The organism is Vibrio sp., from assembly GCF_047973365.1.
Lineage (GTDB): Bacteria > Pseudomonadota > Gammaproteobacteria > Enterobacterales > Vibrionaceae > Vibrio.
In genome coordinates this window covers 1-3856 of the sequence record NZ_JBKEBW010000033.1, presented here as the reverse complement: position 1 = coordinate 3856, position 3856 = coordinate 1, and the positions used below count along the sequence as shown (strand labels likewise).

7 protein-coding genes are annotated in these 3856 nt (G+C 43.6%); 6 read left to right on the top strand and 1 reads right to left on the bottom strand.

The features are described from left to right. Window positions 1-155 precede the first annotated feature (155 nt). The 4 genes from ACK5MF_RS05685 to rsmS all read left to right on the top strand — a co-directional run bounded on the left by ACK5MF_RS05685 (window position 156) and on the right by rsmS (window position 1933). Window positions 156-341, top strand: coding sequence for an IS3 family transposase (locus ACK5MF_RS05685; protein ID WP_416920215.1), 186 nt, complete (start codon window positions 156-158; stop codon window positions 339-341). 93 nt (window positions 342-434) lie between these two features. Further along, entirely contained in the window at window positions 435-1214 is a 780-nt protein-coding gene (locus ACK5MF_RS05680) for a TSUP family transporter (protein WP_416920213.1), read from the top strand. Further along, window positions 1211-1759 (top strand): primosomal replication protein PriC, encoded by a 549-nt coding sequence (priC, locus tag ACK5MF_RS05675; RefSeq protein WP_416920211.1) that lies wholly within the window; start codon window positions 1211-1213, stop codon window positions 1757-1759. Before ACK5MF_RS05680 ends, priC begins: the two co-directional genes overlap by 4 nt. Next, the gene (rsmS, locus tag ACK5MF_RS05670; protein WP_416920209.1) at window positions 1760-1933 is read left to right on the top strand and encodes a pleiotropic regulatory protein RsmS; all 174 of its coding nucleotides are present in this window, start codon (window positions 1760-1762) and stop codon (window positions 1931-1933) included. It abuts the gene before it with no gap. Window positions 1934-2333: 400 nt separating this feature from the next. Here the strand turns inward: rsmS and ACK5MF_RS05665 are convergent, their stop codons facing one another. Beyond that, window positions 2334-3017 carry an XRE family transcriptional regulator gene (locus tag ACK5MF_RS05665; protein WP_416920207.1) on the bottom strand — a complete coding sequence of 228 codons (684 nt, stop codon included), beginning with the start codon at window positions 3015-3017 and terminating at the stop codon, window positions 2334-2336. Window positions 3018-3195: 178 nt separating this feature from the next. Between ACK5MF_RS05665 and ACK5MF_RS05660 the strand changes: the two genes are divergently transcribed. Continuing rightward, window positions 3196-3420: a helix-turn-helix domain-containing protein gene (locus tag ACK5MF_RS05660; protein WP_416920205.1), complete on the top strand. Its 225-nt coding sequence runs from the start codon at window positions 3196-3198 to the stop codon at window positions 3418-3420. Between the two features lie 11 nt (window positions 3421-3431). Continuing rightward, a partial coding sequence (locus ACK5MF_RS05655; RefSeq protein WP_416920203.1) for a DNA-binding protein occupies window positions 3432-3856 on the top strand: 425 nt, incomplete at its 3' end.

The window sequence follows — 3856 nt, the reverse complement described above, 5'->3', positions numbered from 1 at the left end:
TGAAAGAGGCATTAGACAAGCATGATTAGGGAACGTCTCCTATTGTCCATTGCGACCAGGGTTGGCAATACCAGCACTAGTCTTAACAAAAGCTCATTGTAGATAATGGTCTTCAACAAAGTATGTCGAGATAATGAAACTGTTTAGTTAATGCAGTGGCTGAAAACTTCTTCGCTTTACTCAAAACAGAGATGTATCACGGTCAAAGCTTCACTGATGCTGATGAACTGATTGCAAATATCGAAGAATCTATCGAGTATTACAATACAAAACGGATTAAGGTGAAATTTAAAGGCCTGACTCCGATAGAATATCGAAATCAGGCCTTGCAAGCCGCTTAACAGAAATGTCCAACTTTATGGGGTCACTTCAGAGGACCGTGGGGAACGAGAAATAAAGAATAAAAAAACAGATAATTTAGGACCTATTTTTTGATGGAATTAGTCGAACCGACCATGTTGGTCGTGTTAGCTCTGGTGGCGTTTATTGCTGGATTTATCGATGCTGTTGCTGGAGGCGGCGGCATGTTAACCGTCCCGACATTGCTCTCTTTAGGATTGCCGCCACATATTGCGCTGGGCACCAACAAACTTGCAGCGACCTTTGCTTCATCTACCGCAGCGTTTACCTATTATCGAAAAAGATTGTTCGAGCCGCAGTATTGGCTACGTGCATTTATCATGACGCTCATTGGTGCCACGATAGGTACGCTGGTTGTTGATGCAATCAGCACCGCTTGGCTACAAAAAGCCCTGCCTTTGATTATTCTCGCCGCAGCAATCTATACCGTTTGGCATAAAGCGCCAGCCTCAGTGCAAAATGAAATGCCCGCTGGATGTAAGAAGTTCAACACCAAGCAATACCTACAAGGTTTTGCTTTAGGTTTTTATGATGGTTTAGCTGGTCCCGGTACAGGCGCATTCTGGACAGTGAGCTCTATGGCGCTATACCGTTTAAACATACTCGCCGCCTCTGGCTTAGCGAAAGCAATGAACTTCACCAGTAACCTGACATCTTTAATCACTTTTGCTATTTTGGGTCATATTGACTGGGTGCTCGGTTTAACCATGGGCGTTTGTTTAATGGCGGGGGCTTTCGTTGGGGCTCATTCCGCCATTCGCTTTGGTGCTAAATTCATCCGCCCTGTGTTTGTCACGGTAGTGAGTATTCTTGCTGTGAAACTTGCCTATGATGCGTGGTTTGTACCGCTATGAGTGATTTATCCCGATTAAATGCCATTATTACTGAACTTAAAGCGAGTGCCGCGCAGATCGACCGTACTCGAGGTGAGCATCACCGCCCTTTGTTCGATGACACGCTCTTTCATTGTCACGGAAAACTATTAACACCATGCGTGACGGAAACGCAAGGAACACTCAATGCGATTATGCGCGAGCAAAGCGCGGGCAAACTGACTCAGCTTAGAGCGGAGTATCTCACTGAGCGCTTACTTGCGCAGATCAGTGCGATACAGCGAGAAATGTCGACCCAGGCGATCCGCAAAAGTGAACCCAAGCATTTCAGTGAGATCCGAAAGCCCATCAGCGATTTATATCAAGATTTGGCACAGCATCAGGACTGGGAACGACGATTAATGCTACTCGTGCAGGATAAACAGACCGCCGTAGAGAACGCCTTCGGTGCAAGTAAAACCACAGCTCAACAGGCTTTACTGACTGCCGAACAGAGGCTAAAACGTTGCCAACAAGCGAAAATTAAAATTGAAAAACAGATTACTTTTAGAGAGAAGAACCAATAAATGAACAATAGCAACGTCTCTTTAGACAATGCGCCTGATGAGATCAAACTCGCCGTTGACTTGATCTATCTACTCGAATCGAACAAGGTTGATACCAATGTTGTGCTCGCCGCTTTAAAGATTGTCAAAACCGACTTTCAAGCAAAGCTGGAAAAGGAAAAGAGCGCTAATTAGCGCTCTGAGTTTGTTGACAAAGTCATCCTTCGAGTTATACCCGTTATTTCAACGTTTATACTCGTCATCCCGGAAAATACGCAGTATTTATCCGGGATCTCGCTCTTATGCGTGATTTTAGATTCCTGCCTTCGCACTGACGAATGTATGAAGACTATTTAAATGAACAATATAAGGAATAGATGGGAATTGGTCGGAATAAATGGGAGGAATTTGGTTTGAGGCTAGGAAAAACAAAGGGTTTGAGTCGATTTGATTCAAACCCTTTTTTGTATTTTAGGTGTTGGTGGCGGAAATTTCAAAATGAACAATTTTTTGAAATTATAAAAATCAGCCCTAGTAAAGTGAACAATTGCAGAAAGGCTTTATTTTGTTTTTAAAGTGCCTTTAAATTTTTAAATCAGTTGCCCAGGTCTTTAGCGATGTGAACCACTTGGCCTATCACTTGGAACTGGTGCTGTTCTTCTTTTTTGATGTCCATTGTGTCATACAGCGGGCTGTCACTCTTTAAGCGCCATGTGCCAACCATGCTTTGGTAACGCTTCACAAATAGCTCTTCACCGCTTCTGAAAACATATAAATGCCCATCCTGTGGAACGGTGCGGCCTAGGTGTACTACTAGCGTGTCGTTGTTATTGATCGTTGGTTCCATGCTATCGCCTTTGGCCCATACAATCGCTAAATCCTTTTCGCTAAAGCCTCGCCACTTCAACCACTTGCGTCTAAACGCTAGGTGTCGGCATGGTTCTTCTTCACCGCCTAAAGGGTTTGTGCCGTGTCCAGCTGATACTTGAATTCTATAGCCAGGAATAAGAACGAACTCCTGCTCAAAGTCATTATTCTTTTTTTCTGATTCTTCAAAACCAGTGGTTAACCATTCCATACTACGACCCGTTGCCTCTGCAATTCTAGGTAACTTGTCTAACACGGGGTGTGAACCAGCTAAATACTTACGAATAACACTCTCGGATATGCCGCACCTCTTCGAAAAAGAGCGCACCGACTCTTCTCCAATAGCTTCTTTTAATCTGTCTTTAAATCGATCTATTTGTTCATCATGTAAAGATCGGAGCGAGTTTTCCATTAATTTACCCTCAAATCCGCCCTAATCCCTTGCAAATTAAAGGATGATAAAGAGCGCATTAAAATTAGCAAAAAGATCGCAATAAACTTGACATGCGATCTTTTTCGATCAAATATGTGTTACATAAGAGCGCAAAACATGGCTTTTGCACGTATGAGTAACACAAGAGGGTAACACGATGAACGGAAATGATCGAGATTGGCATAAAGCTGATATTAGAGCTGCATTAGAAAAAGCAGATACTAACTACAGTAAGTTAGCGGCAGAAAATGGAATCGCTAGCGCAACTCTTCGCAATGCTTTGCGCTTCCCATATCCAAAGTGTGAGCGAATCATTGCAGAGCGTATCGGTGTGACACCTGAGGAAATTTGGCCTTCACGTTATGCGAAAAAGAGCGCATAGGAGGCTAATCGATGGAATGGTTCACAGTTCAAGAACTTGTTGGTGTTGGCGGTTTACCTACTCACCCTTATAACGTTCGCAAAAGATTAGATTCTATTTCAACAGAAGAAACTAAACGCAAGCGCCAAGGCACTAAAGCGTTCGAATACCACATTTCTATTTTACCGCTTGCCACACAAGCTGCGCTTTACAAGCGTGAAGGCAAAATCAAAGTAGGTGATGATTTTATCGACTTACCTAAACCTGTAGAAAAATCCTATTGCCGTGAAGCATTGTGGGCTCGCTGGGATGTCGCAGGCATTCGAGCGCAAGAAAAAGCCAAAAAGATGGTCGCAGCAGTACAAGCGGTTTATCAGATGAACAAAACAGGCGTGGGCAAAGTTGCGGCTTATGAAGCCGTCGCGAAACACAATGGCATTAGCCTTTCTACTATTCG